The sequence below is a fragment of the Photobacterium atrarenae genome (assembly GCF_024380015.1).
In the GTDB taxonomy this organism is placed as follows: Bacteria; Pseudomonadota; Gammaproteobacteria; order Enterobacterales; family Vibrionaceae; genus Photobacterium; species Photobacterium atrarenae.
On the sequence record NZ_CP101508.1, the window covers coordinates 824,491 to 849,915 of the forward strand.

At 52.5% G+C, this 25,425-nt stretch carries 22 protein-coding genes and 1 pseudogene; 13 read left to right on the forward strand and 10 right to left on the reverse strand.

Going from position 1 to position 25,425, the window contains the following annotated elements; translation table 11 throughout:
* Positions 1-97 precede the first annotated feature (97 nt).
* On the forward strand, positions 98-310 hold the full coding sequence (locus NNL38_RS04140) for a hypothetical protein (RefSeq protein WP_255389759.1): 213 nt from the start codon (positions 98-100) through the stop codon (positions 308-310).
* A 405-nt stretch (positions 311-715) separates the two neighbouring features.
* Here the strand turns inward: NNL38_RS04140 and srmL are convergent, their stop codons facing one another.
* From srmL to NNL38_RS24755, 3 genes and pseudogenes are all read right to left on the reverse strand, one after another.
* Complete coding sequence (gene srmL / locus NNL38_RS04145; RefSeq protein ID WP_255389760.1) at positions 716-1,846, reverse strand: PheS-related mystery ligase SrmL; 1,131 nt, start codon at positions 1,844-1,846, stop codon at positions 716-718.
* 613 nt (positions 1,847-2,459) lie between these two features.
* Positions 2,460-3,155, reverse strand: coding sequence for a LysR family transcriptional regulator substrate-binding protein (locus NNL38_RS04150; RefSeq protein ID WP_255389761.1), 696 nt, complete (start codon positions 3,153-3,155; stop codon positions 2,460-2,462).
* Between the two features lie 15 nt (positions 3,156-3,170).
* Positions 3,171-3,350, reverse strand: a pseudogene (locus NNL38_RS24755) (helix-turn-helix domain-containing protein); the annotation flags it as partial.
* A 107-nt stretch (positions 3,351-3,457) separates the two neighbouring features.
* Between NNL38_RS24755 and NNL38_RS04155 the strand changes: the two are divergent.
* A complete protein-coding gene (locus NNL38_RS04155) occupies positions 3,458-3,670 on the forward strand; it encodes a hypothetical protein (RefSeq protein WP_255389762.1) in 213 nt (70 codons plus the stop codon).
* A gap of 182 nt (positions 3,671-3,852) precedes the next feature.
* On the opposite strand, the gene NNL38_RS04160 is transcribed toward NNL38_RS04155, so the two are convergent.
* Positions 3,853-4,974, reverse strand: a complete 1,122-nt coding sequence (locus tag NNL38_RS04160; RefSeq protein WP_255389763.1) for a multidrug effflux MFS transporter — start codon at positions 4,972-4,974, stop codon at positions 3,853-3,855.
* Positions 4,975-5,073: 99 nt separating this feature from the next.
* Between NNL38_RS04160 and NNL38_RS04165 the strand changes: the two genes are divergently transcribed.
* On the forward strand, positions 5,074-5,856 hold the full coding sequence (locus tag NNL38_RS04165) for an AraC family transcriptional regulator (RefSeq protein WP_255389764.1): 783 nt from the start codon (positions 5,074-5,076) through the stop codon (positions 5,854-5,856).
* Between the two features lie 114 nt (positions 5,857-5,970).
* Here NNL38_RS04165 and NNL38_RS04170 read toward each other — a convergent pair whose 3' ends face one another.
* From NNL38_RS04170 to NNL38_RS04180, 3 genes are all read right to left on the reverse strand, one after another.
* Positions 5,971-6,906: a CorA family divalent cation transporter gene (locus tag NNL38_RS04170; protein WP_255389765.1), complete on the reverse strand. Its 936-nt coding sequence runs from the start codon at positions 6,904-6,906 to the stop codon at positions 5,971-5,973.
* Positions 6,907-7,151: 245 nt separating this feature from the next.
* Positions 7,152-8,342, reverse strand: a complete 1,191-nt coding sequence (locus NNL38_RS04175) for an outer membrane protein transport protein (protein ID WP_255389766.1) — start codon at positions 8,340-8,342, stop codon at positions 7,152-7,154.
* Positions 8,339-10,627 (reverse strand): alpha/beta fold hydrolase, encoded by a 2,289-nt coding sequence (locus NNL38_RS04180; protein ID WP_255389767.1) that lies wholly within the window; start codon positions 10,625-10,627, stop codon positions 8,339-8,341. The genes NNL38_RS04175 and NNL38_RS04180 overlap by 4 nt, the downstream gene beginning before the upstream one ends.
* 366 nt (positions 10,628-10,993) lie before the next feature.
* On the opposite strand from NNL38_RS04180, the gene NNL38_RS04185 reads away from it, so the two are divergent.
* The 6 genes from NNL38_RS04185 to tyrS all read left to right on the forward strand — a co-directional run bounded on the left by NNL38_RS04185 (position 10,994) and on the right by tyrS (position 16,479).
* The gene (locus tag NNL38_RS04185; protein ID WP_255389768.1) at positions 10,994-11,638 is read left to right on the forward strand and encodes a winged helix-turn-helix domain-containing protein; all 645 of its coding nucleotides are present in this window, start codon (positions 10,994-10,996) and stop codon (positions 11,636-11,638) included.
* Positions 11,631-12,116 carry a hypothetical protein gene (locus NNL38_RS04190; RefSeq protein ID WP_255389769.1) on the forward strand — a complete coding sequence of 162 codons (486 nt, stop codon included), beginning with the start codon at positions 11,631-11,633 and terminating at the stop codon, positions 12,114-12,116. Before NNL38_RS04185 ends, NNL38_RS04190 begins: the two co-directional genes overlap by 8 nt.
* 65 nt (positions 12,117-12,181) lie before the next feature.
* On the forward strand, positions 12,182-13,291 hold the full coding sequence (locus NNL38_RS04195) for an anhydro-N-acetylmuramic acid kinase (protein ID WP_255389770.1): 1,110 nt from the start codon (positions 12,182-12,184) through the stop codon (positions 13,289-13,291).
* 9 nt (positions 13,292-13,300) lie between these two features.
* Complete coding sequence (gene murQ / locus NNL38_RS04200; RefSeq protein WP_255389771.1) at positions 13,301-14,233, forward strand: N-acetylmuramic acid 6-phosphate etherase; 933 nt, start codon at positions 13,301-13,303, stop codon at positions 14,231-14,233.
* 33 nt (positions 14,234-14,266) lie between these two features.
* Positions 14,267-15,073 (forward strand): response regulator transcription factor, encoded by an 807-nt coding sequence (locus NNL38_RS04205; RefSeq protein WP_255389772.1) that lies wholly within the window; start codon positions 14,267-14,269, stop codon positions 15,071-15,073.
* Positions 15,074-15,171: 98 nt separating this feature from the next.
* The gene (gene tyrS, locus NNL38_RS04210) at positions 15,172-16,479 is read left to right on the forward strand and encodes a tyrosine--tRNA ligase (RefSeq protein WP_255389773.1); all 1,308 of its coding nucleotides are present in this window, start codon (positions 15,172-15,174) and stop codon (positions 16,477-16,479) included.
* Between the two features lie 263 nt (positions 16,480-16,742).
* On the opposite strand, the gene NNL38_RS04215 is transcribed toward tyrS, so the two are convergent.
* Positions 16,743-17,789 carry an HD domain-containing phosphohydrolase gene (locus NNL38_RS04215; RefSeq protein WP_439651373.1) on the reverse strand — a complete coding sequence of 349 codons (1,047 nt, stop codon included), beginning with the start codon at positions 17,787-17,789 and terminating at the stop codon, positions 16,743-16,745.
* Positions 17,773-20,757, reverse strand: a complete 2,985-nt coding sequence (locus NNL38_RS04220; RefSeq protein ID WP_255389774.1) for an MHYT domain-containing protein — start codon at positions 20,755-20,757, stop codon at positions 17,773-17,775. The genes NNL38_RS04215 and NNL38_RS04220 overlap by 17 nt, the downstream gene beginning before the upstream one ends.
* 286 nt (positions 20,758-21,043) lie before the next feature.
* Here NNL38_RS04220 and NNL38_RS04225 point away from each other — a divergent pair, with 286 nt between their 5' ends.
* The 3 genes from NNL38_RS04225 to NNL38_RS04235 all read left to right on the forward strand — a co-directional run bounded on the left by NNL38_RS04225 (position 21,044) and on the right by NNL38_RS04235 (position 23,290).
* Positions 21,044-21,667, forward strand: a complete 624-nt coding sequence (locus tag NNL38_RS04225; protein WP_255389775.1) for a LysE family translocator — start codon at positions 21,044-21,046, stop codon at positions 21,665-21,667.
* A gap of 202 nt (positions 21,668-21,869) precedes the next feature.
* Entirely contained in the window at positions 21,870-22,358 is a 489-nt protein-coding gene (locus NNL38_RS04230; RefSeq protein WP_255389776.1) for a hypothetical protein, read from the forward strand.
* 425 nt (positions 22,359-22,783) lie between these two features.
* The gene (locus NNL38_RS04235) at positions 22,784-23,290 is read left to right on the forward strand and encodes a glycine cleavage system transcriptional repressor (protein WP_255389777.1); all 507 of its coding nucleotides are present in this window, start codon (positions 22,784-22,786) and stop codon (positions 23,288-23,290) included.
* 61 nt (positions 23,291-23,351) lie between these two features.
* On the opposite strand, the gene lpxM is transcribed toward NNL38_RS04235, so the two are convergent.
* Positions 23,352-24,290, reverse strand: a complete 939-nt coding sequence (lpxM, locus tag NNL38_RS04240) for a lauroyl-Kdo(2)-lipid IV(A) myristoyltransferase (RefSeq protein WP_255389778.1) — start codon at positions 24,288-24,290, stop codon at positions 23,352-23,354.
* Between the two features lie 321 nt (positions 24,291-24,611).
* Here lpxM and NNL38_RS04245 point away from each other — a divergent pair, with 321 nt between their 5' ends.
* Positions 24,612-25,349, forward strand: coding sequence for a glycerophosphoryl diester phosphodiesterase (locus NNL38_RS04245; RefSeq protein ID WP_255389779.1), 738 nt, complete (start codon positions 24,612-24,614; stop codon positions 25,347-25,349).
* Positions 25,350-25,425 lie beyond the last annotated feature (76 nt).

Below are 25,425 nucleotides of genomic sequence, written 5' to 3' on the forward strand. Positions count from 1 at the left end.
AACTTTCTGGCAACCAAGGAAACCCGCTGGCGTTTTTGTTGGGTGAAGTTGCCCAGGTGGCTGAAGGTGCGGGAGCATTGCCGAGTGGAGAGCTATCATGAACGACAAGACCATCATTGTTTTATATTTAGCGTTACTGGTGTCAATTTCTTCATTATGGTTTGACCGGTTCCTTCCATATATTATTTGGATAATGTCTATGACGCTCTATGTGAGCTGCGTGTGGGTCGATATTTCAAGGGCAGAAAAAGTTGAGCTATCTGGTGATACCGAGAATGAACAGTTCAGTCCGTTGCTTCGTGGCGATTAATACGGGTTGTCTTTATCTAAATAGTTAACTAGATTTAGGTCATCCACTTTATGTGGATCACCTAAGCCAAATGAGACAAATCGTTTCGTGTAAGGCATTGATTTATAAACCGCAGCGAGCGACGTGTGTGCCGGAATGTGGCTGGTGGGGGCTTCCACCCATCTGGCGTTTGCCAAATCAAATCAATCTCTTACCTAATTCAGATGACTCCGGTGATTCACTTTGTGTGTATCACGAGAGGCTGTCATGGCAACAAATCTCTGGTTATCGCCCCACGGGATCTGGTACTTCCGCTGATCCGGAACAATGAGCACCCTCCAGTATGAACAAAAACATCCATACGACTGGTTTATAGGATAATCCCGATAAAGCACTTACTTTTAAGCACTTTACCGGGCTGCTGGTTTATAGTGACTTATCTTCAGCCAGCTCCATCACGCTGCCCTGATGAAGAAGTTGATACACCTGATTGCGGATCTGATTGGCCTGCTCTGAAGTCAATGTCTGCTCCATATCCCGGATTACCAACCTAAGCAGTACGTTTTTCTGTTCAGGTTGAATGGCGAGACGTTTTCTGGCCCCTTCAGGCAAAGCTTCATATGGCGTTTCTTCCACCACGTTGAGTGCTTCGATTGCCCCCTGCTGTTGGTAATCGCTCCTTATCAGGTCGCCAATCTGCTCTTCATCCATCTCTTTTGACACCACCAACGAAAGATCGCGGGTGATAGATGGCATCATGGATACTTCCTGATAGGGTTGCAACGAATACATCTGGGATAAAACGCGATGATCCTGACTTCTTAACAAACGAATATCGGGGATGTTTTTACGTAACATTAGCAGTCGGTCCAGCCCGAGCCCCATCGCTAACCCGCTATGGTGATTCAGCCCGGCTGCTTCCAAAATCAGGGGATTAATCAGGCCACATTCGCCCACTTCGACCCACTCATCATGCCACAGAGCATCAATTTGAACGCCTTCTGTTGTGTATGGATGCGGTGACGGAGTCATTCGCCACTCATTCTCAGGGATTAAAGCCTCCATAAGTTCTGCAATCATCTCCTTTAAGTCCTGGAATGCCATCGCCTGATGCGTCTGGTTGTCGACCAGCCGCCAGAGATCCAGTTGATGAGGTTCAGCGCAATGCAGCCGGTCAATGCAGTCTCTGCGATATACCAGACCGGGCAATACCATAAGTTGATCGGGCAGGCTTTCCCCATTGAGGCCAGCCAAAATATCTGGAATTGCGCTGGAAGTTTGAGTTCGAAGGATATATCGCTCTGTTACGTAGCGCGTGTATCTGGCGTCCCGGGCTGCGCCATCGGTGGGATAATTTAAGCGGTCATAATTATTCTCAACAGGAACCACCGGGCTGGTGCGCACGGTGTTTATCCGGCATTTCCATTTGTTTTTCAGTGCATGGGCGGCGGTTTTCACCATCAACCCCATCGCATGACCTGGGGCCTGAAGTGGATCGCTAAGGTCAGTCACTGAAAGTGAATTGATAAGTCTAGATTGAGACAATAAATTAAGCATACCTTGCTCCTTTTAATCAAACGGGAGCGGAAAAAACAAAAATCCCCCGGGATGAGGCCGGGGGATTTCCGCATAATTCATTGTCACATAACGACGCCGCCCGAGCCTTGAGGTTCCCGAGGGTACATAAATCGTTTTTGGTATGTGATCATTACAATATCCATGCTGTTAATATAACGAAATCACTTTGATGTGCAAGTATTTGAACGCACGAATGCTGATTTATTTAAGAACAAGCAGCCAATGGGCAGACTACAATGGCGCTGATAAATATCTAATTCATAAAACAGATGATAATAATGACATTAGATATCCTAGGGGCTTTGTGTTTAGCGTTATTTAGGTAATCAGCGATCAAGTACCAGTGGCTGAGTATAAAAGGGCATGTTGCATTAATTTTATCAGAAACAACATCATTACCCATATTTATTTGGTCGGGTGATAAAAATGAGTTGAGTATGCTTGTTTGACATTGCAAACTCTGAATCGAAATTATACAGGGACAGATGATATGAATAAGTACTCATTCCTGCCTGTGTTGCTTTAATGGCTTGTCATGCATTCGCTGTTGGAAGCCTTGGTTAGGAGCAACCCATGAGCGTAATGACGGAGCTTAAACCTTCTCAAACAAACCACCGGCTTGCCCACTCGCTGCTTGAACGAACTCAATAAACAAATCAACTGATTTTGAGGTTCTGGCCGGGTTCCAGGCCATATGGATATCCCAGCGGGTATCTTCTTCAAATGGGATGAGCTTGATGGCGTCATAAATACCGAGGATAGATTTCTTCGGTAGAATCGCCACGCCGGCATTGGAGAGGATTAGGGTGATGATGGTTTGGATATCAGCGGAGATATTGGTGATGTTGTGTGCTCTGCCTTTCAATAAGGTCATGGTTTTTATGTTTATCATAGACTTACTGTGATTACTCATCATCAGCAGGTTGAAGTTTTCCAGATAGTAATTAATCTTCTTGACCGTATAGAGATCTTTGGCAACGGCCAGTACAAACTCATCGCTGGACACCGGAATACTGTGGAGGTCTTTAGATTTTGGTTGTCGCATAAACCCAATATCTAAAGCGCCGGAGAGCAATTGTTCCTCTTGTTCGTAAGAGCAGATATCCGAGAGCGAAATCGAAATGTTTTTCTGTTTGTTCTTAAATTCCCGAATATAACCCGGCAGGAAATCATTGCTCGATTTGCCAAACCCAATCGATAAACTGGCGAAATGATTCTGGGCGATACTTAAAATATGATCGTTTGTTTTCTGGATATGCCGGTTCAGGGCGATGATTTCATCAATCACTTGCCTTCCCGTCTCAGAAAGCGTCGCGCCGTGATTATCCCGGATGAATAACTCAATGTCATAGGCTTCCTCAACATTCTTGATTTGTTTCGACAGGGCCGGTTGTGAGATGCAAAGGATTTCGGCAGCGACTCTGAAGCTCTGGACCCTGGCCAGGGTTTCAACCGAGTGCAAGTATTTGGGATTGATCTTCATAACTTTTGGTTATCACCCTTCAATAAAAGTCACTAGGCACTATAGCATAACAGTGGATAATTCCAATTTGTCACATTAAATTGGAGATGTGTAAGATGCAGTACTGTGTGTTAGCGAAAGAAGATGTGTTTATTTTTGAAGATATTCATGCCGAGCGTTCATCGGAAGTTATATTCAGCTTATTGACGCAGGGGTTTATTTATCTGCCGGTGTCCATTGAGGCCAATGATGTGGAAAACGCCCGCATCTGTTTTCACAATCGATATCAATGGGCCGATCTGACACAGGCATTTCAATCTAAACAAGTGTTGCGGTGCTAAGGGGATCTTGAAACTCGGTGAAATTTGATTTTGCGGATTACCCGGGTGGAACTGTGGCGAGCCAGCGATTCACCCATCATGGGCGGTATGGTGTGCGTCATTTGGCTATTGAGCAGAAGCCTGCAATCAAGCGCCCCGTCGATGACGGGGCGTTTAGTGGGGATTCGATGTACTCTGCCGTTTTATACGCGGCGCGAGAGGGTGATCGCCACGACACCAACGCTACAGGCGATCAGGACTGTGCCGAGATTCTGAGTTGCACCCGCCAGGCCCAGGCCACTCCCAATCAGCAGATAATACATTAGTCCGAATAGCGCACCGGCACTGCCAGCTTGCTGTTTGTAGTGGCTCAATGCCATGCTGAGTACATTGGGGATCGCAACACCGAAAGCCATCACGACAATCATCATCGGGGCGAGAAACCAAATCGAATCCAGCATGGCATCCACACCAACAGCTCCCAGTGTGAGCAACAGCGCGGCGGCTTGTAACAACCGGGGCTGCGACACATTCCGCGCCAGCAGGCACTTGTTGAGGTAGCTGCCGAGCAGTGAACCCAGCCCTAAGATTATCCCGCTGTAACCGAATTGTTCCGGTGTGAAGCCAAGCGCCGCAAACTGAAATCCGCCCAGCTGGTAATAAGAAAACAGGGCGATATTGTAGAGCGCCACGAGCAGGGCGGATTGCCAAATGTGCCTATCTTTCAGCATCCGCACACTGAGTGAGCCGAGTTTGAGCGGCTGCTTGGCGGTTTGTGTTTCCGGCAACCGAAACCAGTTATAGCCGAATAAACCAAGGGCCATCGCAAAGAGCGCAAAGAACACATAGGGATGGCCACCGGCTTGCGAGAGTTGACCGCCCAGAAACATGCCGATCACCGGACTGATGGCGATCCCTAGCCCCATTACACTGAACACTTTGCCGAGCGCCGCGCCATCGAACGCATCGCGCAGCATGGTCTGAGTGACCACAGAGCCGACTGCAATACCGAAGGCGCTCAAAGCACGTGCCATCATCAGCACGGTGAAGCTTTCGGCTTGCATGGCAACAAATGCTGCGCATCCGTAAATGAACAGACCCAGCAGCATGGTTGGCCGTCGGCCCAGTTTATCTGCAAGAACGCCCCAGACGGCAACACCAATGGCGAAGGCAGAAAAGTAAATCGATAATGTTTGTGCTGCCTGTGTTTCTGAGACTGCGAACGATTGTGCAATCGAGCCTAAAGCCGGACTGTAGATAGTCTCGACAATCTGCGGAAACATCAGCATGAGCACCATCAGCCCTAGAGAGGGTTGAACCTTCATTGCTTATCCTCATCGTGAATCAACTTGGCGCGCAGTGTATACTGGAGTTTGCCAGGCAGGTTAATAACATTTGGACTAAAAATATCAATATTCGGACATATGGCCATTATTACTCAGCAAACAGCCTTTGATGCGGATGCATTGACGGCGAGCGTGATCGGGATCGCTGCCGATGTCGGCGAGCATGATTCGGGGGTCCACCAGCACCGGAAAGGCCAGTTGCTGTATGCGCCGCAGGGGTGCATGACTTTTGTGCTGGACGATACCCTATGTATCTTGCCACCGACCAAGGCGGTCTGGATTCCGCCACACACCTCACACCGGGCGGTGATGACCAATGTCGTGGCCTATCGCTCTCTCTACTTCGATGCTTCAGTGTTTGAGGGACCTGAAGCGGTGACGATGATTGAGGTGGATGCGTTGCTCAAGGCCTTGATTGATAAAATGGCGTTTTGGCCTTGGGATAAAACGGAAGGGGAGATGAGCAAAACCGTCGCGCTATTCTGGGAAGAATTTTTTGCAGCCAAGCGTCATTTTTTCCAGCTACCGCTACCGTCAGATCCCCGCCTTAGCCGGTTTCGGGTGCAAATGGTACAAGAGACATTTTTGGCACCATCGGCTGCTGCGCTGGCTCAATCGGTTGGGCTAAGCACCAAAACAGTCACCCGGCTGTTCAAAGCCGATACCGGCATGTCTTACCAGGCGTGGCGGCAACAATGGCGCTTGCTCAAAGCCATTGAGCTGTTGTCCGGCGGGATGCTGGTCGCGGATGTGAGCGCCTGGCTTGAGTTTTCATCCGACAGTGCGTTTATTGCTTTCTTTAAAAAGCAAACCGGGCAAACCCCATTGAGTTTTGTGAAGTTATCTCCGCAAAAACGCTGATATCGGCTGTTGTTGGAGCAACTCGATGGGGAGGGGATGAGACTCCCCGCTTGAGGCCGTCCGTTGGGTGAAAGTGGGGGGTTTTGGCAATTCTTTTCTATTGCCCTGGAGCCATCAAATAAATCTTAACTTTTTCAGAATCATCACCTCAAGGGCGACCACAACCAGGAGGCCGAGACAGAACACGGTAAATGCGACTGGGTTTTCAACGCCGGGGATCCCGCCAATGTTGACGCCAAGCAGTCCGGTGAAGAAACCGGCCGGCAGGAAAATACCGGCAATCACCGAAAACAGATAGGTATTTCGGTTCATCATTTCGGCCTGCTGCTGATTGACGTTTGCGAGGTAGAGGTTGATCTGATCAATGTAGAACTCAATCGATTCATTGAGCCGTGCGATGGTGTCGAGGCAGTTCTTAAAATGGTTTTTCTGTGAGCTCAGCGCCGGGATATCCGCGTGCAGCAGATCCTCAAACACATAGCGTTGCGGCTTGAGGTAACGGCGAAGCCGGAGCAGCCGGGAATGTAGGGCGTTGAGATCTTTTACATCGATCTGGTTTTCGTTTTCCAAGTCATCAATTCGCGTTTCCACCGGTGCCAGAAATTCAGAGATAATGCTGCTGATCCCGTTTGAAATGTCTACCAGCAAGGACGGCAGGTTGTCCGGGCCGGTGCCGTTTTCAAGTTGTTTGACTAAATTGGAGACCGCGCGCGAGGACAGTTTGCGGGTGGAAATCAGGGCGCCCTTGTACCAGAGAATGCGCAGACTCAGCATGTCATCCGGCGCTGAGCCTTCGTTGAGGTTGATACAGCGCAGGATCATCAAGAAACAGTCGTGGTTGAATTGTTCAAACCGGGGCCGGGTATCATCGGCGAGCAGGGAATCAATAATCGCTTCCGGCAGGGCTTGCGCTTCCAGCCAGCCCCGTAAACCTACGGCATCCCGTTGGCAGTGGTACCAGTGCCCCGGACGGATCGCCTGGGGTTCCGGCAGGTTTTGCTGGGCTGTACCTGTGGTGAAGTCCCAACTGGAAATGATAAACCCATCCATGCGGCATCTCCTATGCAAGTAAATGTATTATTAATCCATCTAAATCTTGTTGATTGCAATGTTTTTTGGCGTTGCAGTTGTCTTGTCAGCCGTGAGCGACAGGGCTAAGTCCGGCAGGGTCTACGGCAATGATGAGGGAAGGCACAGTTTTGGCCACTTGTTACGGCAGGCGGGGCGAACAAAGGAGACTTACCGGCGCGGTGATGGGGGACCATCGCTCAAGCCGGTAAGCCTTAATCTTGCTGTCAGAAACGATAATTGAGTTGCAGTCCCGCCAGCCATGCGCTGTTATTTGTTAAAGCGGCAATATTGCTGGTGCGGACAATGGTCATCGATTCATCAATCTTCGTTTCTTCACCGACGATGTACCCGAGTGCGACATCAACGCTGAGGGCTTGGCTGAAGTTGTGGGTGGCCCCCAACGTGAACCAGTGCCGGTCGGAGTCGGGGATCGAGAGCGAGTTGATCTGATCGACCGGGGAGAGATCGTACATATACCCGGCCCGCAGTTCTGTACGCTCCTGCAGATCGTAGGTCATGCCCAGCGAGAGGTGCCCGGCATCCTGCCATTGATAGTCCTTGATCGGATCGTCAAAGCTCGGTGAAGTGAGGGCATCAAATTCCGACCAGGTAATGTATTGCAGGCTGTAGTGAAGGGCAAAACGGTTGTGGAGCCGATGATAGCCGGAAAACTCCAGTATATCCGGCAATGGAACGCTTAAGTCAGTCGCCAAGCCATTCAGCGGGTCGACGGTGCCGGAAGCGTCCAGCGAAGGGGCATAACGATAGGACAGGCCTAATCGGTGGTTGTCATTGATGATATAGGCAATGCCGGTATTGAAACCAACGGCGGTGCCATCTGCATCGATGTTTAACAAGTTTGGCCGCGAGATCTCCCCTTTACCGTAAATGATATCGATCCCCAGTCCCAGCGACAGGGCATCTGTGGCCTCATAAGCTGCCGACAGGCCGAAGTTCACACTGGATAGTTTGGTGGTGCCGCCGAACTCCGGCGCTGCAAAATCCCGGTCAAACTCAACATCGGTGCCAAAGTTTGAATGGAGTGTGGTGCCGAGGGTCCAACGGGAATGCTCAACCGGATGGACGTAGTGAAAATTCGGCACGACAGTCAGGTTGTCGATCGTGGTATCTCCCAGGGACTGGGTGGACGATGACGGTGGTGTATAGAGAATATCCGTTAATTCGACCTTGCTGTCGATAGCGATAGCACCGATTGAAAGCGTTGGCCTGTCGAGCAGGCTCATGGCGGCGGCATTTTTGGCGATCACGGCGGCATTATCAGCAATAATGGCATCGCCGGCGAACGCCCGGCCCAAACCCGCCACAGACTGCGAGTTCAGCTGGAAACCGGCGGAGTGGACCTGATAAGAACTCAGGCCCGCAATGGCCAGGCAAGAAACCGTGAACTTTTTCATTGGGCTGTATCCTCTGTATCTTCTTCCGTTTCAATGTTTTGCTTATCTTCTTCATCAAACGTGATCTGCGTTCCCTGGCTGCTGATCATCTGATAAACAGCTTCCTGCTGGGTATTGGTCGAACTGTAAACGTCTCCCAGTTGTTCGGTTGAAGGCAGGCCTGTTTCATCCATTGGCCCTTCATAAGGGAACAGATAGGTTCCGTGTCCGCCGACCGTGGCCCGGATCGCCCCTCGCAGCGGACGCTCAGGGCCTACCTGATCGTCACGAATTGCTTCCAGCTCCAATGCGCGGATCAGCGGCTCGGTGCCGGTCAGAGTGTTGTTGTCGGTGGCATTCGGAATGACCACATCCGGCATGTATTCGCCCATTTCACAGCTCTGGCCACAGTTGCCTTTGGCTTCAATCAGCAGAGTCGGCTGGTCATGTTCAACCTGGCGCGAGGTTTTGCTGACGGGATCGGCACTGTCGATTGTGCGCTGAACCCCTTTTTTCAGGTGTGGCAAGATAGCCTGGTAGATTTCATCAGCCAGCATTTCAACGGCTGCTTTGTTGTCGGGATCTTCAACAAAAGTCTCTAGTGCTGTAATGCATTCCTGGTTTGAAACGCCGTCGTAGCAGACGTTCGGGATCACCGTTTCAGCGATCGCGCGTTGAATATCCGGCGAGCTTTTGACCGATGCTTCCATCTCGCTGCCAAGCGTCAGGGACTCGAGAGTGATGTTGACCAAGCCCTGGCCCGGGACGATGAAATTGGCCGTAGTCAGAGAAAGCTGCTCCGGCTTTCTCTGGGTCATTTCACTGACCATCACGGAGACGATGCCCCCCAGAGAATGCCCGACCAGGTGAACTTCGGGAGCTGTCTCGATGTAGTCGTTTAGGGCATAGCGCAGGCTGATAAAGTCACTGACCGCCTGATGGAGGTTTCCTCGCAGGGTCAGTGGTGAGGAGATGTTAATAAAGTAAGATTTGTTTGCTTTGGCACTGATCGGCTGTAATTCATCGCTATCATCAGAGATGTCATCGGCATAAATGATCCGCTCGCCGTGATAAGGCATATCGATTGCGATGACGGCAAACTCTTTGCCGAAGGCTTTGTTTTTCACAAAGTCTTTCATCATCAGAGCGGCAGCACTTTTATCTGCGGTGACGCCGTGGATGAAAATGACAACCGGGAGTTTTCCTTGTTGAAACTTCTCGAGGCTTTCACCTTCAGATTGACCTTCGGGTAAATACAGATCGACCGGAATCTTTTCTTGGGTTGACTGAGGTAAAGGGTTGTTGTGGGTTAAGTGTGAGCCATCTTCTGCGGTCATCCACTGATACATATCCGGACAATGAGTGATCGGGTCGTATTTATCCAACACACAATTTCCGGAGTCAGCATCTTTTTGCGAGAAAGGCAAATAATAATTTGACGTGAGTGAACCCCGGTATAATTCGTATTTAACAAACAAATCGGAAATACCGGATTGAGCCACCGGAGTATTGTTTTGAGGCGGTTCTTCTACAACTTGAGGTGATGTAATAAACGCGAGTTTCGCATCTGAATTATTCTCAACGATAGCATCCAGAATGGCGTAGCTGTCCTGGGTGGTAAATGTTGAGGCATAAATGACCGAATTTTTATCGCCGCCAATTTGGGTATAGGCATCAATCGCATGATTGATAGTATTTCTTATTTGCTGCTCGTTTTCATCCAGTAAATCGACATTTTCAGTTAGCAGTTGGGTAAATTCTGAGGATGGTTGTACGGATTCGCCAAACTGAGTTTTCACCCCAGAGGTGACGATCATATGGTAAGTTGTCGCTGTATCGAGTGCATGCTGGCATTCAATCTGAATACTTGAGCCGTCACTACTGAGTTTCGTTTCTATAACTTTCAAATCGCTTGATCGAATCACCAGAACATTATTTTCTAGTGAGTCAGCTGCTAATGGGTATCTCTGCCCCGAATGGATACTTTGCAGCGGGATTTCAAGCGGCTCGGTACATAACCCCCAGCCGTCGAGCGCGGCAAAACTGGTTTCGAAATCCTGGTAGTATGAGGTATGGCGATTGTCTGCTGAGGAAAATTCAGGTTCATCTGGAAGTGAAATCGTACCATCGTGATCGTAATCATAGCCATCGTTCGGCATCGGGAGTGCGTTGACTGAAAACGGGATCTCGACAGCCACGGCTTCTTCCGTTTCACCGTCGGACGGGCAACCGGATAACAGCAATACCGTGATGGTGCAAAAAAGGCCCTGGCGTAACCATGGCAGAGAATAACATGTTTGGCTCATGTTGGTGCGGCTCCTTGTTCTGTTGGTAATGACCAGCGTGTTCGTTGTTATAGGTATCCGCTCATATAAACATGAGCGAATATAGAGGCCGAATCATTGATCCTTATTGAGGCTCATTGAGGTTGATGCGCGTCAATGAGCCTTGTGTTTCAGCCTTTTGAACCGCTGTATGCCGGGGTGCTGTGGAGATTGGGTGGCTGGCGAACGGACTGTGATTTGGGTCATGCTATTTCGGATATTGTGAGAGGAAGGTAACAGGCAGGGAAGTCAGTTGTTATATTTAATAGTTCAATTCGAACCAATCGTATAAAGTGCGATGAAAGGAAGCTAATTTAGACTAAATCGATAGCGTGACGGAGTTTTGCTGTGACGAGATCCAAAGGCGAGCAATGCCTGATTAATGACAATTATATTGTCAACTTTCATGAGCAAGTTGTTCAAAGTAAGCTAACGGGGTTAAGAACCGTTTTGGGGAGTAATGAAATCGCACTTTTGCGATACTTTATCGACCATTCTGATATTACGCTGACGCGCCAGGAGCTGTTGGATAAAATATGGACCTCAAGAGGCATGGTGGTTGAAGACAGCAGCTTGATGAACTCCGTGTCCGTCTGCAGGAAAGCATTTGAAGATAAGAAAGGACAGGTGATCCGAACTGAGAGAGGTGTCGGATATCGTTTTGTGGCCAAAGTTGAAACGATCGTTGAAGAGAGATTTCCGTCGTCGGAAAATAAACAAAAGACACGATACTCATGGCTGCCATATGTATTGATCTCGGTATTATTCGCGATGCTGATTTTTTTCTTCCTTCGTTCTCAACCCTTGCAGGATGCCGATGAGTTTTTGGTCGGGAAATATATGAAATGTATTTTGACGCCATCCTCTGGTGAGGCAACACGGGAGTATTTCAACGCTTCTGTTTATCAGGTGGACAATGAGAAAATATTAATCGATGAAGATGGCCGGTCATTAAGTTATGCGGCATCTGCGACGGAGGTGGCTTGTGAGTAGTGTCAGTCCGGCGATTAAAGCGATAATAGCCCTGATGGGCGGTGTTGTTATTGGCACCATGCTTCATTGGATTATTCCACAGTCTTTTTCTCAGCAATTCTACAGTAATACATCGGTTTATATTCCGGTTGCGAACAATGAAGGGGTGCTGATTGATTTGACGTTGGGGCTGGAGTTAAAAGAAGAACGCGATTTTTACATGTATGTAGCAAACCCCCAGCGACAGTTGGGGGTCACGATAACCGGGCCCTATGAATTCACCGGCGGCAAGTTATCTCTATATAGTGAGCAGTATGAGCGAGTTCTCCCCGATGATGAAGTAACGCTATTCGATCATTTCTTCACCCATGGTGAAACCTTTGCCAAGAAGAATATGGATATGCTGTCATTGAATGGTGGCGTCCTGCTTTTTCTGGATCGGACCGCCTTTTATCTGGTGGATGATGAGGCGAAGCTTGGCAGCGCTTCTGCGAAATAGTAAAAAGAGCATAGCAACGCCTTATGCGCATAACGTCCTTATTTGGGACCTCTGGGAGGACAGGAATGAACCGGGAACTGTATATCGGCGTGATGTCGGGCACCAGTATGGATGGCGTCGATACCGCGCTGGTTGCGATTGAAGGTGAGCACATTGAATTGCTGGCCCAGGATGATTTTCCGATGCCGGCCGCATTGAAGCAGCAATTACTGGAGATTTGTCTCGGCCAGCAGACGAGCCTGGTTGAAATCGGCCGGCTGGATCACCTACTGGGCCATCTGTTTGCCGATGCCGTGAATGCCTTGCTGGCGAAATCCGGTTATGTGTCCTCTCAGATCCGGGCCATCGGCAATCATGGTCAGACCGTGTTTCACCAGCCGACCGGCGAGACGCCGTTTACCATGCAACTCGGCGATGCCAATATTATTGCCGCCAAAACCGGGATTGATACCGTGGCTGATTTTCGCCGCAAGGATATGGCGCTGGGCGGTCAGGGCGCACCGCTGGTGCCGGCGTTCCATAAAACGATTTTTCACGCCACCGACTCCAGTGTGGTGGTGCTCAACATCGGTGGGATCGCCAATATCTCGGTGCTCCGTCCCGATGCGCCGGTTTTAGGGTACGATACCGGCCCGGGCAACATGCTGATGGATGCTTGGTGTTATCAGCACACCGGGGAGAAATTTGACCGGGATGCGGCCTTTGCCCGTCAGGGCGAGATGGATCAAGCTCTGCTGGCCAAGTTGATGCAAGAGCCGTATTTTGCAATGCCTGCGCCGAAAAGCACCGGGCGGGAGCTGTTCAATTTGCCCTGGCTTGCGCAGCACCTGGCTGAGATGGCGGTTTCTGCGGTCGATGTACAGCGCACCTTGTGCGAGTTCACAGCCGTGACGATTGCCGACGAGGTCCGCCGCTATCAGGCCGGCCCCAGCCCTGAGTTGCTGGTGTGCGGCGGCGGGGCTCACAATCCGCTGTTGATGGAACGGCTGGCGCAGCTCCTCACCGACTGGCAGGTGGCTCCGACCAGCGCTAAAGGTGTGGACCAGGATTATATGGAGGCGATGGCGTTTGCCTGGCTGGCACAACGTCGGCTCCATCATTTACCCAGCAATGCCCCCGAAGTGACCGGTGCCAGTCAGCCGGCCTCGCTGGGGGTTGTGTATTATTCGCAGTAAAGGACAGTTATGACCCACGATTCGCTGATTTCCGATCTTGCCAAGCTGGTGTCTGAAGGGCGGAATCCGGAGACCATGGATATTGATCTGCTGCCTGCGCTGGAGATCGTCCAACGGATGAACCAGCAGGATAAGCAGGTGCCGCTGGCGGTGGAAAAAGTGTTGCCAGAGATTGCCCAGGCCGTTGATCACATTACCGCGGCGTTTGAGCAGGGCGGGCGCCTGGTTTATATGGGCGCCGGTACCAGTGGCCGGCTGGGCGTGTTGGATGCCTCGGAGTGCCCGCCAACGTTCGGGGTCTCGGAGCAGATGGTCCTCGGCCTGATTGCCGGGGGGCCAGAGGCGATCCTCAAAGCCAAGGAAGGGGCGGAAGACTCCCCTGAACTTGGGGTGGCCGATCTGAAAAATATCCACTTCAGCGTGAAGGATGTACTGGTCGGCATTGCAGCCAGCGGGCGGACCCCTTATGTGATTGGCGGGCTGGAATATGCCAATGCCATCGGCGCAACCACAGTGTCGCTGTCGTGCAATCCGGACTCAGCGATTGCCGACATTGCGCAGATCGCCATCAGCCCGGTGGTTGGCCCGGAAGCCCTGACCGGCTCGACCCGGCTCAAGTCGGGCACCGCTCAGAAACTGGTGCTCAATATGCTGACCACGGCCAGTATGATCCGTCTGGGCAAAAGCTATCAAAACCTGATGGTGGATGTGAAGGCGACCAACGAGAAGCTGGTGGCGCGCGCGGTGCGTATTGTAATGCAGGCGACCGAATGTGATCAGTCGCTGGCTGCTGCCACATTGGCGCAAACGGCGAATGATGTGAAGCTGGCGATCTTGATGATCCTGACCGGGTTGGATCGGGATGCTGCCCGGGAGCAGCTGGCGCAGCAAAGGGGCTTTTTGCGTCGTGCCGTGCAAGCGCAGGAGGCGGATGAAGATTAAAGGGCGCACGGGACGGGAGCGACTGAGCTTGTGATGTTGAATATTGCTGACACCGCGCCTCCGGCGCTGGATGCGACGGCGAGGGCCATTGCTGCGCTGCGCACGCCGCAGTTTACTGTGCAGCTGGTCTCCCTGTTGTCGCAACTGATTGATTTCGACTGTGTCGTTATCCTCGGCTACCGGCAGGGTAAACATCCCATTTATCTGTATGATTCGATTCAGTGCCGTCGGGAGCTGCTGTTTCAGCGTTACCTGACAGATTCATTTTTGCAGGACCCGTTTTATCTGGCGCTGACCCAAGGGGCCGAAGAGGGGGTCTACAACCTGAGCGAGGTTTCCCGGCGGATCAGCCCATTACCGGATTACCGGCAGCAGTTTTATGATCAAACCGGCTGGAAAGATGAAGTGAGCCTGTCTGTTCGGCTGGAGCCGACACGCTGGATCGTGGTGTATCTGGGCTACCTGGAACAGCATCAGCGCGCTGAACCACAGCAACTGGCGGTGTTGAAACAGTACTATGGTGTGCTTCGGGCCTTGTGTCAGCAGCACTGGCAATCGGTTGATTTTAACCTGGCCCAGCCGCAGGGGGAGCAGGCGGTGATGCGCCGTGCCATCGATCAGGCGCTCGCCAGCTTCGGTCAGTCGCTGCTGACGGCGCGTGAGCAGCAAGTCACGGCCTTGCTGGTTCAGGGGCACGACTCGCGGGAGATTGCCGAGGCGTTGCAGATCGGGGTCGGCACGGTCAAGAACCATCGCAAGCGGATTTATGCCCGGCTCAATGTCTCGTCGCTCAGCGAGTTGTTTCATTTGTTCCTCAATCATTTGATAGCGGCGACCTGATCGGCAACCCAGTCGCTGATCTGTCCCTTTAGGGATATCGCCTTGAATACAGCCTTTCTTTTACGCTGGCGAATCAATTTATTGAGAGCAAGCAATCCATGACTTCTGAAATACTCCAAGACCTGACCCAACGTGGCCTGATTGCCCAGATCACCCATCCGGAAACATTGGCTGAGGCGTTGCAGTCGCCCCAGATGGTTTACTGTGGCTTTGACCCGACGGCGGGCAGTTTGCATATCGGCCATCTGGTGCCGCTGCTGATGCTCAAGCGTTTTCAGGATGCGGGGCACCGCACCATTGCTTTAATTGGCGGTGCCACCGGGATGATTGGCGATCCAAGTTTCAAAGCAGCCGAGCGAAGCCTGAATGAGGCCGGGACGGTCAATCAGTGGGTGACCGATTTGAGCGGGCAAATCGCGCGGTTGATGACTCCGCACCTGAATGCACCGCTGACCTTAGTGAACAACGCCGACTGGCTGGGACCGTTGGATGTGATCACGTTTTTCCGCGAGGTCGGCAAACACTTCTCGGTCAATGCGATGGTGAACAAGGATTCGGTCAGGCAGCGACTAGCGCGCCCGGATCAGGGGATTTCCTTTACTGAATTCAGCTACAGCCTGCTGCAAGCTTATGACTTTACGCAGTTGAATGAACGATTCGGCTGCCGCCTGCAAATTGGCGGCAATGATCAATGGGGCAATATTGTCAGCGGGATCGACCTGACCCGGCGCCTGAATCAAGCCCAGGTGTTCGGCCTGACGCTGCCTTTGATCACCAAGTCGGACGGGACCAAGTTCGGCAAAACCGAAAGCGGTGCGATTTGGCTCGATGCCGGGAAAACCTCGCCATATGCTTTTTACCAGTTCTGGCTCAACACAGCAGATGCCGATGTGTACCGTTTCCTGCGTTACTACACATTCCTCTCTTGTGAGCAGATTGAGGCTATTGAAGCGGATGATCGCGCCGGGGGCGGTAAACCGCAGGCCCAGCGAGTGCTGGCCGAAGAGCTAACGCGCTTTGTCCATGGCGAAACCGGGTTGGCCAGCGCGCAGCGGATCACCCGGGCACTGTTTGGTGGCGAGGAACATACTGGCAGCAATGTGCAGACGCTGACACTGGCAGAGCTGGATCAACTGGCGCAGGACGGATTGCCATGTCATGAGATGGCTGCAGACTTAGAGACGCCGCTGGATGTTGTCCAGCTTCTGATTGATGCTGCGCTGGCCGACTCGAAGCGCGTGGCCAGAGAATTGATTGCCGGCGGGGCGGTGCGGATCAACGGTGAACGGATGACGGGTGAGGTGGTATCGCCGGGCCTGGCCCTGTTTAACCACTATTTGATTGTGCAACGGGGAAAGAAGCAGTTTCGCTTATTCAAACTCAAGAGCCTGTGTAATCACGTGTAATAGACTTTCGCACGCAAAAATAAGAACGTAAGCCCTGTCACGTTACCGAGACATGTGGGAGCGCGACTGTGAGTGCGATGATTTGAGCATATTGATCCCTCACTGCTGTACCTGCCGGAGGGGCTGCTGAGGGTGGCGGCCACCCCGGCAATTTTCAGGGCAAGTCTGTTGTGACAAGCGCTGTAGCACTAGTAACGCTAAAGCCCACAACCACTTCTATCTGTTGCAGCGACCTGTTCGGTATGAAATGGGTCGCTGTTTTTTTAGGTGGCAGGGCTCGTCGCCACATTGGGTGGTGCAGCCGATGCCGGGTTGGTATCCGGCTCTGGCCAGTGACTGCGGGTTTCCAGGATTTCCGGCAAACATTTGAAAAAGGCATTGACCAGCGCCGGGTCAAAATGGCTGCCGGCTTCACTGCGGATCAGGTCGGTCGCTTTGTCGATGGGCCAGGCTGGTTTGTATGGGCGGGCACTGGTCAGGGCATCGAAGACATCGGCAATGGCAACAATCCGGGCGGAGACAGGAATGTCTTCCCCCTTGAGGCCGGCGGGGTAGCCGCTGCCGTCCCATTTTTCATGGTGGTACAGGGCAATATCCCGCGCCATGCACATCAGCGGGGAGTCATCTTCGCCGATGATCTCCGCCCCAATTTCCGCATGGCGACGCATTACGGCCCACTCTTCCGGATCCAGCTTGCCTGGTTTTTGCAAAATCATGTCCGGGATCCCGATCTTGCCGATGTCATGCATCGGGGCGGCATGCAGCAGATTTTCGGCCTGGTATTCGCTGAACCCGGCTGCCCGGGCGATGATCTGGGCATAGCGGCTCATCCGGATCACATGCAAGCCGGTTTCATTGTCTTTGTACTCAGCGGCGCGGCCGAGCCGTTGCACCACGGAAAGCCGGGTCGACTTGAGTTCTTCCATTCGCACCAGGGACAGGTGATTCTTGACCCGCGCCCGGACAACGGCAGGGCTGACCGGCTTGGTGATATAGTCCACTGCACCCAGCTCGAACCCCTGGGTTTCTTCGTTTTCACCGGACAGGGCGGTGACGAAGATCACCGGAATATGCCGGGTCGCGTGATCGCGTTTGAGCGTCTCGCACACCTGATAGCCGGACATGCCCGGCATCATCACATCCAGTAGGATTAAATCCGGCGCTTCACGGCGGGCCAGCGCCAGGGCGCGTTCGCCGTCTTTGGCGAACAGCAGCCGGTAAGACGCGGCCAGAATATTCTTCAGCACCTGCAAATTGGTCGGTTCGTCATCGACCAAGAGCAGGGTTTTCTTGTCATTGAGTACCATCATGGCAGGCTAATTTGTTCTTTTTATAGGTGATCAATATATCTGCCGCGCGTTCTGGTTCGAAATCGTGCAGCGCATCTGTAACTTTGTCGGCCACGTCGGCCGGAATTTTAGGTTTCAGATCGGCAAATGTTTCTTCCGGTATCTCTCCTTGCTGCAGCTGGCTGATCAAAATGGTTAACTGATCCAGATCCAGGGGTGCAACCGGGTTGTTTGTTGTTTCCGTTGGCTCCAGCGTTGTCGTTTGCTCTTCCAGCAGCTCCGTGAGCTCTGACAATGATTGTTGGTAGGCTGCGAGCAGGGATGGAACTTCGGCGAAATCCTCCTGCTTGAGCAGGGCTTCGATATTTCCGACGCAACGGGCCAGCTGCGGCAGGCATAAGTTCCCGGCAACGCCTTTCAGTCGGTGGGCCGGGGCGATGGCGGCTTGCGGACTTTGCTCAAATGCCGGGGTCAGCGTATCGACCATCCCTTCGTTGTCCATAAAGCGGCGAATGGCATCCAGGTGCTTCTGGGTACTGCCCCAGAGCGTTCGGCCCATTTCGTAATCGATCGGAAGCTGCAGATCATTCTTGCGCAGCTCGGGATACATATGCTGGCTGGCCGCTTGGCGGCCGAGTACCCGGGCGATCTCCCCCGTCAGCTCAATCACGCTGATGGGCTTGCAGGTAAAGCCATCCATCCCTGCAGCTTCCGCCTGGCGCTTATCCTGTTCCATCACACTGGCGGTCAGGGCAATGAGCGGAGTTGAGGAGAGGCCCTGCTGGGTTTCGAAGCGGCGGATGGCCTGGCAGGCTTCAAGGCCATTCATCACGGGCATCTGCACATCCATCAGCACCAGGTCAAACGGCTGCTTGCTGAAGTGTTCGACAGCTTGCTGGCCGTTGCTGGCCGTGACCAGGGTATGGCCGCGGGACTCCAGCATGGCGGTGAGCAGTTCGAGGTTTTGCGCCACATCATCGGCGACAAGAATATGCAGGGGCGGCAGGCGTATTTCTTCATCGCCGAAAATATCGCGAGCCACCGGTTTGCCGATGCTGAGCGGCAGAGTGACCCGGAAGGTGGAGCCTTCGCCGACTGTGCTGGTGACATTGATCTGACCCCCCATCAGCTCAACCAGCTGGCGGGAAATGGTGGTGCCCAGCCCGGTGCCGCCAAAGCGTCGGGTCATACTCGAATCGGCCTGTGAGAAGGGAGCAAAAATTTTCTCCAGCCGGTCGGCTGAGATGCCTATGCCGCTGTCTTCGACGCCAATCACTACGCCTTTGCCGGTTGTGGCCGGGCTTACCCACAAGGTGACATGGCCGCGTTCGGTAAACTTGACTGCATTGCTGAGGAGGTTGAGGATCACTTGTTGGATCCGCAGCGGGTCGCCCCGGAAAAATTCATTGAGCTGCGGTGCGTAATTGAGCTCCAGCCGCAGTCCTTTCTTGCGTGCGGCAAGGGACAGGGTGGCAATGACCTGATCACAAACCTGATGCAGGGAGAAGTCCCTCATTTCCAGCTCGGTCGAGCCGCTTTCCAGTTTCGCCGAATCGAGTATATCGTTGAGCAGAGCCAGTAATGATTTTGCCGAAGAGCGAACGATCCCCAGGTTCTTTTTTTGCAGTTCGTTGAGCGGGGTGTTCATCAGCAGTTCGGTAAACCCGAGAATTGCATTCATCGGGGTGCGGATCTCATGGCTCATATTGGCCAGGAAGGTACTCTTGACCTGTGCCGCTTCGATGGCCTGCTCTTTGGCATGGTGCAGGTCGGCTTCCATTTTTTTTCGTTCGGTGATGTCGGTGACAAACCCGACAAACTGGCGGGTGCCTTGAATGCTGGATTCGCCGACCGCGAGGCGAATATCAATGGTCAGGCCGTCTTTGCGCAGCGCGGTGACTTCCCGCCCCGAGCCGATGATCTTTTTCGTCCCGGTGGTAAGGTAGTTCATTAAATAGCCGTCATGGGCACTGCGGTAGGGCTCTGGCATCAGGGTACTGATATTTCTCCCGGTCACTTCGGTTTCGCTGTAGCCAAAAATGCGCTCGGCAGACGCGTTAAACGAGAGGATTTCACCTTGCGCCGAAATTTTGATGATCCCATCCACCGCGGTGTCGAACATGGCTTTGAGTTCGGTCGCGGTTTCCTCACTCTTTCTGAGCAGCGCGCGATAGCGGACCAGGGCATTGAGTGCAGCAACCGTGAGACTGAGCAGAATGGTCACCACAGCGATGGTTAAAGCCAGGGTATAGTGTTTCTGGCTATGCGGATCAAAGCCTGGTTCCATCTGCCCGACAAACCGGGTGGCTTCCATGGCGGTATAGTGCATCCCGGCAATTGCCAGGCCCATGACCAGGCTGGCAAGGAGGCGGATTTGATAGCCGGGCAGCGAAAGCTGCTGTCGCAACCTGAAGCTGATCCACAGCGCCAGGGTAGCCAGTCCGGCGGCCACGATAATCGACAGGCTGAAGTAAATCGGCTCATAGCGCAGGGCTGGCCCCAAGACCATGGCCGCCATGCCGATATAGTGCATACTGCCGATCCCTAAGCCGACAATGATGCCGCAGGCCAGCAGTTTAGGCCAGTTGACCCGGCGCTTGGCCAGCAGGTTCAGGGTGACGAAGGCGGCCAGAAAGCTCGGCAGCATCGACAGCAGGGTGATGCCGGGATCGTAGGACACCGTGGTGCAAAGCTCAAAGGCCAGCATGCCGATAAAGTGCATTGACCAGACACCGACTCCCAGCGAGGCGGCGCCGGTGAGTAGATGCATGCGCTGCATCACCGGCGATGCTTTTCGCTTGGCGGCGGTAGCCAGCGACAGCGCCATAAAGGAGGCGCCCACGGCAATGCACAGAGACAGCAGGACCAGCCAAGGGCTGTACTGCCCGGTGACCAGCAGGGAAGGATCCGGCTCATTGACAATGAAAAACTGCTGCAGGGAATACATGGATGCTGAATTCGAGGCTGAGGTGTAAATGATGACCGGCATGATACGCGAAACCGGCTCAGAACTATAGGAAACTTCATGAACATTTCGGGGCGTTTTTGAATATGCCAGCTGACCGTGGCATAGAGAGCCTGGCAGCCTGGTCAAGTTTGTTTGCTCTTTATTCGTTATGAGCTCTGTTTGTTATCAGGTTTGGGCTGGGGTAATATCCTGTGTTCAGGAAGCCGCGTGGCGTGAAGCTCGAGCTGTTTTTGTTTTTCAGGGGGGAACGCCTGGAAATGCTCAGTGAGCTAGCGGCACGGCGGCACGATGAATCAAAGGTGTCATGATGTCAGAGTATGCATTTCTTCTCCCTATTTCACTGTTCCTGCTCCTTGGTGTGATGAGTCCGGGTCCCAGTTTTATTCTGGTGGTGCAGACAGCCATGGCTAAATCCCGTTCAGCAGCGCTTGCGGTCGCGTTGGGACTCGGAGTCGGAGCCACATGTTTTGCCCTATTGGCTTCTGCTGGTTTGTTTTCCTTGTTGGCAGCGGTGCCGACGGTTTACCTGGCATTGAAAGTGGCGGGGGGACTTTACCTCTGCTTTCTGGCCGTACAAATCTGGCGTAGTGCAAGTGCTCCGGTGGCTCTGGATGATTCTCATGTCCAGCGACCGGGTGGGCTGGCCAATATGTTCCTGTTGGGGTTGGTGACTCAGTTGAGTAACCCAAAAACCGCGATCGTGTTTGGCAGTGCGTTTGCAGCTTTTTTACCGGCGCAGTTACCGGATAATGCACTGGTGGTGATTAGCGGGACGACCTTCGTCATTGATGCTGCCTGGTATGTGGCGGTGGCGCTGTTACTGTCGACCCAGCGCCCCCAGCGTTTTTACCGCCGCTTTAAGCACTATATCTGTAAAGGGGCAAGTACTTTGATGGGGGGGATGGGACTGAAGCTGATCATGGATCCCTAGTTCAGGCGTCGTTCTCAGCCCTGCTGGCAGGCTGCGCACCGCCGATTTCCCCATCGTTGGGGCCGGCAAGCAGACGGAAAAATGTCAAAGTTTTGACCTCTGTCACTCTATTTATCGAAAGATTGATAAAACGCATTCCCCTTCGCGCGCTTTGTGCATAATGTCAGTGACGTTCGAATGATTGAAATAAAAGGTTACAACTATGTCTGATGTGCCAGCGACTGTTACACAAGCTGCCGAAGTCGTTCAACCGGTAGCAGAATCTTCAGGCTCCATTTGGGGATATGTAGCAGGTGGTGCGCTGCTTCTGATCCTTGCCGGATTCTACGGGTACAAGAAAATGAATACCCCGGGCTTTATTATTAAGCAGGTCAGAAAAAGAAATATGAAAGAGCTGCAAAAACAAGGCGTCGAGAACTCCGAGTTTGTGCAGGATCTGGATAAGCTGCTCGACTCTGTCCTGGCGTATGCCAATGACAACAAGAAAAAGGGAACCGATGTTGTAAAATTGCTGAGCCCGCTCAACGATACCGCCCGGATCAAAACCCCGCGCGATATGTATCAATCCATGATCTACATTGCCAATGAAATCCGCGACCCAGCGCTGGCGCGTGAGTTTAAGGGCCGTGCCAAGCACGTTAAAGCGAGCTCTTCACTCATGAACGGCCTGCTCAAGCGCGCTGGGATTTAAGCCTGCCGTAGTTTCGTCCGCAGGGTTCACCTGCGCTCATCGCTGCCAAGATTTCTTGAGTTAAAAAAACCGATCGCCTGATCGGTTTTTTTGTATGGGCGACAATGTCACAGTAAATTTAAGGGTATTACCAATCAAAGTAAGTCAGTGATCAGAAATAGCGCAGGAGAAATGTTTGAGAACAAGGCAGAATTTTTAGATAAGTAATTATTCTACATCAAAAATTCTAACGCAGTTATCGAGCATTTGAACAAGCTAGGATGACCCCTTATTTACTGCGATTGGTATAACGCCGGATTAGTATGAACGAAGTCACGGCAGGTTCGCAGGTGGCTTGCTAGGCTCAAAAGGAGCCAGGCAGAGCGTGTAGCCGGGTTTGCCGGTGACGGCTTTATGTAAGGTGCAGAAGTGAGAGGGAATGGCGTATGAATGTTCAATTAACGATTACCATCGCGGGTCCGGACCGCCCCCAGTTGATCAATCAGCTTGCGGCACAGAGCCATGAGCTGGGTGGAAAGTGGCTGGTCAGCAAAATTAACCGGCTGGATAATCAAATTGTGGGCTTGCTCAAAGTCGATATTCCTGAAGCCTCGGTGGCGAAGCTAAAAGAGGCGTTCAGCCGTTATCCGGAGCTGCAACCCCGGGTGTTGCAGCTCCCGCAGCCTGTGCCATCGGTTGATCTGGTACCACATAAGCTGAAAATCGAAGCTGATGATCGTGCCGGGATCGTCAACGACATTACGCATATCTTAGATGATCTCGGGGCAGAGATTGTCCATATTGAAAATCATCGGGTCGGGTTACCTGAGCTGGGCAAAACGCTTTTCTTTGCCGAAATGGAGATTGAAGCGCCCCGCGAACTAAACCTGGAGCAGATGCAGGAAGCCCTTCAGCAGGCAGAAGAGCAAATGCGGGTTCACCTGATCAGCTAGCAGGTTATCCAGCAGTAAGGTGATGACAAAGGCTCACCAAGGTGAGCCTTGATTTGGAGGATCAGTAGCGTCTGCTGCCGTCCGGCAGGGTGCGAAGGATCCGCATCACCCACATATATTGTTCCGGTTGCTTGCGGATCATGTCTTCCAGGACCTGGTTCATATGGCAGGCATCACTGTACTCGTCCCCCGACGGAAAATTGGTCAGCGGTGGCTGGATGTCGATTTCATAGCGGCCTGTTTCCATGTTAAAGGATGGAAAGACCGGTAGCACGGCAGCGTTGGAGAGTTTGGCCAGTTTGCCAACGCCTTTGACGGTAGCTTTCTCATGGCCGAAAAACGGTGCAAACACACTCTGCTTTACCCCGTGATCTTCATCCGGCAAGTAGTAGGCCAGATAGCCCTCTTTAATTGATTTAAGGTATGGCTTGATCCCCTGGCTGCGCTGGTAAATCCGGCCGCCGAAGATTTTGCGCTGGCGGTTCATCAGCCAGTCTGCAATCGGGTTCTTCTGAGGGCGGATCATCGCCACCATCGGCATCTCTTTGGCTGCAAAATAGAGCGCGGTAAAGTCAATGGCCCAGTTGTGGGGCACCAGCATAATGACATTCTTATTTTGTTCCCGTAGTGCTTGGAGATGGTGTTCCCCTCGGACGTCATGCTGGTTCAGAATGAACTTGCGTCCCTTGATGAACGGCTGCGCAAAACCGAGCAGTACCGTTCCGGCTGTGGCGTAGGAGCGCTCCAGCAACGCCAGCTGTGCATGCTCCGACAGTTCGGGAAAGCAGAGCTTGATGTTAATTAAGGCTCTGCGTCTGGCACCGTTATTCTTGCTGACAAAGTAGCGGGCCAGTCGGGTGGCAATGGCAGCTCGGGCGCGGTGAGGCAGGAGCGCCAGCAGCACGGCAACAGGTAGCCCGAGCCAGGTCGGCCAGAACCTTGGGTGAAGAAACGAAGAATCAAAAACAGGGCTGTACTCGTTGTACTGATGGTTGCTCATGCTGATCTATTCAACGGTAGTCCAGAAGCAGAAAAGTATCGCATTGGCTGTCACCAAGGGCGTTGTGGTCACTATGGATCCGGGGGACCGGAGCGACGCTTTCTGGGTACCAGTTGAGTTCCAAATAATTGACATTGAACCGGGAATTGTAAGTCTTCTCCATCTGGAATCAAGTTTTATCCCCAGTTCACATCGTTGGGGGCATTACGTGGGTCAATTTTGGGTAAGTGCCCTGGAATGCAGTGCAGGCGATAGTGTCACTCGCCCAGACCTTCTATACTGGGCAGGTTGTTCACACCCAGTATGATGGTGAAGGTTGAGATGAAAACTGTTTTTGCGCACCGGGGGATCCCGACGCTGGCGCCGGAAAATACGCTATCGGCTTTTTCGTTGTGTAAACCCCATGGGATTCAATGGATTGAATGTGATGTTGATATTTTAGCGGACGGGACGGTGGTGGTATCCCACGATGATACGCTGGATCGTTGTACCGATCGCAGTGGCAGCCTGTATGACATTCATAGTGGCGATTTGGCACTGATCGATGCAGGCAGCTGGTTTGCCGATGCTTTCATCGGGGAGCGGATCCCGACCCTTGATCAGCTGATTGCCCTGGTCAACCAGGACGAGCTCAATATCAATGTGGAAATTAAGTCGTGCAGAGCGGGTTGGGCGATGACAGAGCAGCTGATCGATAATGTCATCACTGCACTGGCAAAACTTGATCCGGGGCGGCAGCTGATTGTCTCCAGTTTCAACCACCTGGCCCTTGCCGAGTTTAAGCGACGGCGTCCGCAAACAGCAGTCGCTTGCTTGTTTGAAGCAGGGCAGCTCGGTGAAGACTGGCTATCGGCGATGCAGAAATGTCAGGCGGACTGTATCCATCCGGCCGATCGTGGTTTGACGCAGCAAATGATTGCTGACTTTAAAGCGGCTGGCTATCAAGTGAATGTCTACACCGTCAATGACTTAGCGCGGGCAAACCAACTCTTTAACTGGGGTGTGGATGGGGTGTTTACGGATATTCCGCACCGTTTCCCAGCTAAGTACCGTACCTGAGGATGGCCGTGAGATCCCCGATAAGGCCTATATCGCAGTGATAAAAAAAACGCCTCCGGACGGAGGCGTTGGGGAA

What these genes read in the sequence shown, in the direction of transcription:
- NNL38_RS04175 (WP_255389766.1), bottom strand. Translation starts at nt 8,342, where the DNA reads ATGAAAAAGTTCACGGTTTCTTGCCTGGCCATTGCGGGCCTGAGTTCT.
- NNL38_RS04230 (WP_255389776.1), top strand. Translation starts at nt 21,870, where the DNA reads ATGTCTGATGTGCCAGCGACTGTTACACAAGCTGCCGAAGTCGTTCAA.
- srmL (WP_255389760.1), bottom strand. Translation starts at nt 1,846, where the DNA reads ATGCTTAATTTATTGTCTCAATCTAGACTTATCAATTCACTTTCAGTG.
- NNL38_RS04245 (WP_255389779.1), top strand. Translation starts at nt 24,612, where the DNA reads ATGAAAACTGTTTTTGCGCACCGGGGGATCCCGACGCTGGCGCCGGAA.
- NNL38_RS04140 (WP_255389759.1), top strand. Translation starts at nt 98, where the DNA reads ATGAACGACAAGACCATCATTGTTTTATATTTAGCGTTACTGGTGTCA.
- NNL38_RS04225 (WP_255389775.1), top strand. Translation starts at nt 21,044, where the DNA reads ATGTCAGAGTATGCATTTCTTCTCCCTATTTCACTGTTCCTGCTCCTT.
- NNL38_RS04195 (WP_255389770.1), top strand. Translation starts at nt 12,182, where the DNA reads ATGAACCGGGAACTGTATATCGGCGTGATGTCGGGCACCAGTATGGAT.
- NNL38_RS04180 (WP_255389767.1), bottom strand. Translation starts at nt 10,627, where the DNA reads ATGAGCCAAACATGTTATTCTCTGCCATGGTTACGCCAGGGCCTTTTT.
- NNL38_RS04170 (WP_255389765.1), bottom strand. Translation starts at nt 6,906, where the DNA reads ATGGATGGGTTTATCATTTCCAGTTGGGACTTCACCACAGGTACAGCC.
- NNL38_RS04205 (WP_255389772.1), top strand. Translation starts at nt 14,267, where the DNA reads ATGTTGAATATTGCTGACACCGCGCCTCCGGCGCTGGATGCGACGGCG.
- NNL38_RS04220 (WP_255389774.1), bottom strand. Translation starts at nt 20,757, where the DNA reads ATGCCGGTCATCATTTACACCTCAGCCTCGAATTCAGCATCCATGTAT.
- lpxM (WP_255389778.1), bottom strand. Translation starts at nt 24,290, where the DNA reads ATGAGCAACCATCAGTACAACGAGTACAGCCCTGTTTTTGATTCTTCG.
- NNL38_RS04235 (WP_255389777.1), top strand. Translation starts at nt 22,784, where the DNA reads ATGAATGTTCAATTAACGATTACCATCGCGGGTCCGGACCGCCCCCAG.
- NNL38_RS04165 (WP_255389764.1), top strand. Translation starts at nt 5,074, where the DNA reads ATGGCCATTATTACTCAGCAAACAGCCTTTGATGCGGATGCATTGACG.
- NNL38_RS04160 (WP_255389763.1), bottom strand. Translation starts at nt 4,974, where the DNA reads ATGAAGGTTCAACCCTCTCTAGGGCTGATGGTGCTCATGCTGATGTTT.
- NNL38_RS04215 (WP_439651373.1), bottom strand. Translation starts at nt 17,789, where the DNA reads ATGATGGTACTCAATGACAAGAAAACCCTGCTCTTGGTCGATGACGAA.
- murQ (WP_255389771.1), top strand. Translation starts at nt 13,301, where the DNA reads ATGACCCACGATTCGCTGATTTCCGATCTTGCCAAGCTGGTGTCTGAA.
- tyrS (WP_255389773.1), top strand. Translation starts at nt 15,172, where the DNA reads ATGACTTCTGAAATACTCCAAGACCTGACCCAACGTGGCCTGATTGCC.